Source organism: Ditibartonella apis, assembly GCF_001952075.1.
Classification (GTDB): Bacteria; Pseudomonadota; Alphaproteobacteria; order Rhizobiales; family Rhizobiaceae; genus Bartonella; species Bartonella apis.
This window is the reverse complement of record NZ_LXYU01000006.1, coordinates 1-6,122: the sequence shown is the minus strand read 5'-3', so window position 1 is coordinate 6,122 and position 6,122 is coordinate 1. Positions and strand designations below refer to the sequence as shown.

1 protein-coding gene is annotated in these 6,122 nt (G+C 48.5%); it reads right to left on the bottom strand.

The features are described from left to right. Positions 1-6,122: Ig-like domain-containing protein (locus tag PEB0122_RS11485; protein WP_143238854.1), on the bottom strand; the 6,122-nt coding region annotated here is incomplete at both ends.

Genomic DNA, 6,122 nt, shown 5'->3' with positions numbered 1-6,122 from the left:
GCTTGATTATCATAAACAATCGGATATTCGCCGGTTTTTGAACTCGAAGCACCTAACTGGTCAACCGCTTGAACGGTAAACTTATATTCCGTTCCACGACCATCGGTCGAGGTATCTTTCATGGCATAAGCGGCCGGAAGTTTGAAGGTCCATGTGCCATCCTCGCCGACTTTAGTCTCGCCGATTTTTGTGCCGTTTTGATAAATGTTAACGGTTGTGCCAATAGTTCCCATACCATGAAGGGTCGGTGTTGCGTCATCCGTCGACTGGCCTTTTTGCAGGTAAACGGATTTGCCTTCCGGATTGTTATAATCATCAATAATATTGGTGATAGATGGCGTGCCCGGAGCATGTCCGGCAAAATTGAAGTCCCATTTGACATCATCAAGCGGTGTGCGGTTACCTGCAGCATCGACAGCAACCAGATGGAAACGGTGTTGTCCCGGGGTTATCGCTTTATCAGGCGTAAACTTGAACGAACCATCTGACTCAATAATGCCTTGACCGATTTTGGTGTTTCCATCGTAAAGTTCTACGACACCACCCAAAGCTCCCGAAATTGTTCCAGGGCCCGCCTGAACTTCCGGATAGTTGTCATCGGTGACACCACCCGAATGCGGTATCTCGCCTGTCTTGGGCTCTTGGTCGTCCATCAGTTTAATATTTTGTGTATTCCCCCAAACTGGCGGTGTCGTATCAACATAAAGGTAGAAATCGCTACTCTGTTTTCCTTCATTTCCGGCAGCATCCTTGACAACTGCAACATATTGGTAATTGCCTTCGGCAAGTTCGGGAAGCTGGTATTCCCAGCTATAAGTGCCATCAGTATTTTTGACTAGATGGATGTTATCGGCAACACTATGGAGATTGCCTTTGCTATCACGATAATAGAGATGAACAACATCGCCCTCATGTGCACCTTTCACAGTGCCTTTAAGAAGTGGCGTCTTGTCGTTGGTGGTCGTTCCTGACGGATAATTGCCGATATTAGCTTCAACATCATCATCGAAGCTGTCAATCGTAACCGTATAACCGTCGACAGGCGGGGTGGTATCAACCGTCATATCATGTCCGACCACCGGACCGACATTGCCTGCGGCATCGACCACACGAGCCTTCACGTGATAGACCTGATCGATCAGTTCATGCCCCTTTGGGACGGAATAATAATACTGTTGGGTTTCCGGATTGTATTCGGCTCTTATCCATGTCTGCCCGTCATCAAGCGAAATCTCGACATGTTCGTTATCGGCAAGCGGCTTCTCTACATGCACAAGAATCGTCGGATTCTTGTCCTGCGTGACAAAGTCTTTGTCTGATGTACCGGTATCGGTCAACACGCCGTCGATTATCGGCATTGTAGTTGGTGCAATTGTATCGACAATAAATTCCGACCCCTGACAATCTGTGCCTTCATTGCCGGCAGCGTCCACCGGACGGGCAGTCAATGTATGTTGACCTTCAGAAAGCTTGTGATCTTCGTCAGGTGTAAACGACCATGTCCCGTCTTCCTTGACTTTGGTTGAACCGATCAGCTTGCCATTATCATAAATATTGACAGTTTTTGCGTCCGAAGGTGCTTTTCCCGAATATTCGGGTTGATTGTCATTGGTATACTGGTCTTTTTTAAGTTGGCCGGTAAAATCATTGTCATCCTTTTTGACATCATCGGTCACCGAAACTGTATCATTGGCGATCGGTTCAGGCGCTGTAATATCGACAATCACATCATAATTGGAAGAGTGCTCACTCTCGTTACCAACCTCGTCGACAGTGGTGGCGCTTAAATGATGTGTTACCCCTCCTCCAAGCGGAGAAGGTGGTGTGAAACTCCATTTTCCCTCGCCATCAGCTGTGACAGAACCGATCAGCTTGCTTTCGCCCTTTTCGCCCTTACTATTTTCTTCCTGGTCATAGATATTGACTTGCTGATATGGCTTTGCACCACTTCCGATAATTGTCGGGGTTGTATCATCGGTGCTGCCGCCACTTACAACATCATTCTGAACAGCGCCGACGTCATCGGTTACTCTATCAATCGACGGCTTTTGATTGTTCGTTATATCAACATCAAAATTGAAATCGGCTGTCGATTTTACATTCGTCGGACTCGTGGTTTCAGCATGAATGACATAATGGCCTTCGCCAAGTTTTTCACTGTCCTTGACCTGATAAGACCAATTGCCTTCACCATCGGCCGTAACCTTTGCAAGCTCATGAACCTGATTATTGGAGTCGGTATATGTCAGAACAACAGTAGAGTTCGGTGTTGCTTTACCGACAATAAGCGGCGTTCTGTCATCGGTCTTACTATTATTTGTAACATGTGTTTCGATCGGTGCCTGATCGTCAACAAGATAGTCAATGCTGACATTGACCGTGCTTGTGTCAACCGTGATATTGGTCGCTGACCCCTTGCCGCTTTCATTACCGGCTGCATCACTAACAGATGTCTGGAACTGGTGATTGCCTTTTCCTAACGGATCCTTCGGTGTCCATGACCAATCCCCTTGGTCGTTAACCTTTGCCTCACCGACTTTCACACCATCCTGATAGATGTTGACCTTGTCACCGGGTTGATGCCCGTTGACCTTGCCGCTCAAAGTTGGCGTTGAATCGGCCGTTGTTCCGGTAATTGTATTGCCCTGATCATCTTTGGCCGTCGGTGCATCGGGTGCATCCGGCGCTTGTCTGTCAACAATAACCGGATAGCCACCCGTTTCATGGCTCCATGTTGTCCTATCCTTATCCAATGCTTTGGCTGTAATGATATGGCGGGTACCATTCGGGTCTGTCGCCGGATTGGGAAGCGCCGGAAGTGTGGTTTCCCAGGTTCCATCGTCCTTCACTTTGGCTGTCGCAACTTGCTCCCCGTCAACATAAATATAAACAGTCGAACCGGTTGTGCCTGTCCCTTTGATAAGCGGTGTGGAATCGCTTGTAACCGCATCTTTCTGGATTGTATCACCATTGTCATCCAGAACATTAATGATAGAAGGTGTAGCCGGTGCATGGCCAGCAAAGTTGAAATCCCATGCCGTTGTTCCCTGCGGTTGCTCGTTTCCGGCATGATCGACCGGTTTGGCAACAAAGCTGTGATTGCCTTGAAGCAGTGGTACTGTCGGCTCGACACTCCATGACCCGTCGCTATTGACTTTACCGGTTCCGACAAGCTGGCCATTGTCATAAAGATTGATTTTTTCCACTTTTGTCGGGTCAACCGAATTGGCAGCACCCTTCAATGTCGGACGGCTGTCATCGGTGGTTGTACCCTTTGCAATTGTGCCGGTTATCGGCAACTGGTCATCAAAAAGATCAAGGCCGCTTTCGTTGATTACAGGTGGCGGTGTTGTCGTAACATCCAGGCCGAAACCGGAAGAGGCTTGTCCAAGATTTCCTGCTTCATCGGTGATAACGCCTCTGAATTCGTGATAGCCGTCATCAAGATGGTCTTTTGCTATGCCTCCGGGTATTCCTTTGACGTCAAACTTCCAATTGCCCGACTCGTCAACTTTTGCTGTGCCGATTGTTACCCAATCGTCACCGATTTTGACCTGCACAGTGACATAGTCGCCAGGCTTCATACCCGATGTATGACCGTTCAAAGTCGGCGTATTATCATTGGTTGCCTCACCATTAGAACGGCTCTTCGACCCGCCCTCCTCATTGACATCATCGGTAAAGCTGTCAATCACAATCTGATAGTCGCCACCGATCGGTGCAGTCTTGTCGATAGTGACGTCCTGTGCCGGACCGTCTTTGACATTGCCCGCATCGTCGACAACGCGCCCGTAAATTTTATGGACGCCTTCAGAAAGATGAATGTTCGAATGGTCATAATACCAGTAACCGTCAGTCTCGTCATAGGTGGCATCATACCATTTGCCGTCAACATTGACCTGAACCTTGTAGCCGGCCGGCAATTTTTCATTAACACCGAATTTGAAAACAAGACTGTCATCGCCGGTCTTGAAATCGCTATCGCTGGAACCCCGATCTTCCGTAATCGAAACCAGGCTCGTCGTTTGCGTCGGTGCATCTGTCTTCACCGTCAGATCATATTCGGTATATTTCTCGCTATCGACGCCAAGCTTGTTGGTTGTCTGGAGCTTGAAATGATGGGCACCGGGGGCAAGCTCGTCAACCGTGCATACCCATTTATGATCATTACCAATATTGGCCGTGCCGATCTTGACCAGTTTACCATCAATCTCGTCATAAATGGTCACGGTATCGCCGGGATTACCCTCGCCATAAAATGTCGGCTTGGTATCATTGGTTTTGCCACCCGAAACAAGATCATCGGTGTTTAGTGGCACGTCATCCTGAACACGCGTAATGTCCGGTGATGCAGGCGGCGTATTATCAATATCAAGGGCAAAGTCAGAATGGGCATTGTTGCCGTTTTGAGCTGTCACAGAAGCGGTATAAACATGGTGCCCGTTTGTTTGTTCGGGAAGTTCAAACGACCAGTTACCATGCTCGTCAGAGGTAACCGTGCCAATAACTTTTTCACCTTCTTTTATGGTTACAACTGTGTTGGAAGTGGTTGTACCAAAAAGCGTCGGTGTCGTGTCATCCGTTGTTGCGCCATTTGCAAGATCTTTGACAATATGGCCTGCATTATCTGCAGCATAATTGATCGAAACGAGAATTGCCGAACTATCAATGTTAAAGTCGAATGCCGGGCTCTTATCACTGATATTGCCAGCCTTATCGGTGTAAGTCGTGGTAATCGAATGTTTGCCCTGTCCGAGGTCGGTTGGCGTATAGCTCCAGTTTCCTTCGCCATCGGACATAACAGTCTGAACATGTTTTGTCTTGCCATCAACAGTATCATAAATATCGACAACAACATTACCCTCACCAGCTTTTCCGTGAATAGTTGGTGCTTTGTCATCAATAGTGCTGTTTTCAGCTACATCTCCCTGTTTATCACCGACATGGTCGTCCAACTTCGGCAGATCCGGTGTTGTCGGTTTTAATGTATCGACATTAATCGGCCAGAACCCTGTCTTGTCGGATTCCTGTCCGGCACTGTCACTTGCCGAAGCACGGATTTGCCAGCTCTCGCCATTTGGCAAAATACCGACCAATGAAGGATCAATCGCGACTGCCCAATGGCCGTCACCCCCGACCTTAACCCCCTTGGCGACAAGTTTATCGCCAATATAGATATTGATAAACGAACCGGCATCACCGGTTCCCTTTATGAGCGGTGTGGCATCATTGGTAAACTGGTTTTTATCAATGAACTTGCCATCCGGATGGGATGCATCAATCTCTTTTTCTTCATTGTTATAAATGCCGGTAATGGCCGGCATTCCCGGAGCTGCTCCGGCAATGTCAAAATCCCAGGTCTTGGCCTCACCTTCATTGCCCGCATCATCGGCCGGACGGGCTTCGATTTTATGCGTGCCCGAGCTCAAATGCGGCGTATAGGACCATGTGCCATCAGCTGCAACATTGACAATACTGGCAAGCGTGCCATCAATATAGATATGCACTTTCGTGACATCGCTTCCTGCCGGAAGTTTGCCTTTGATCTCCGGTGTTTTATCGTCGGTTACTTTATGACCGGCATCGTTTATGCTCCATGCCGTGGTGCCATTGGCACCATCAAATTCGCCAGTCTGTGGTCCCTCATCATCCCACAAACCGATATCACTGCCGAGTGTCCCTGTCGGTCCCTTGGTATCAACTTCGAATTTATAGGCCGGTGTTGGCTGACCTTCATTACCGGCTTTATCAACCGGACGCGCTATCCATTCGTGCACGCCATCGCCAAGCCCGTGTCCTGTTGGCGGTGTGAAACTCCAGTCACCATTTTCGTCAACTTTGGCAGAACCGATCAGCTTGCCATTGTCATAAATATTGACCGATTGGGTGTCGCTTGAAATCGCGCGTCCGCTCATCGTCGGTGTATCATCATTGGTAAGCTTGATCTTTCCACCCTTACCGTCATCCTTCTCGTTCCAGTTCGGGAAGTCACCGACATTCGTTTCCTTGTCATCAACAAGCTTGATGGTCTTGTCGTCTAGAACCGGCGGTGTGCGATCAATAAAAAGATTACGGCCGTCTGTCGGATCGCTTTCATTGCCGACACTATCCGTCTCTGTCAC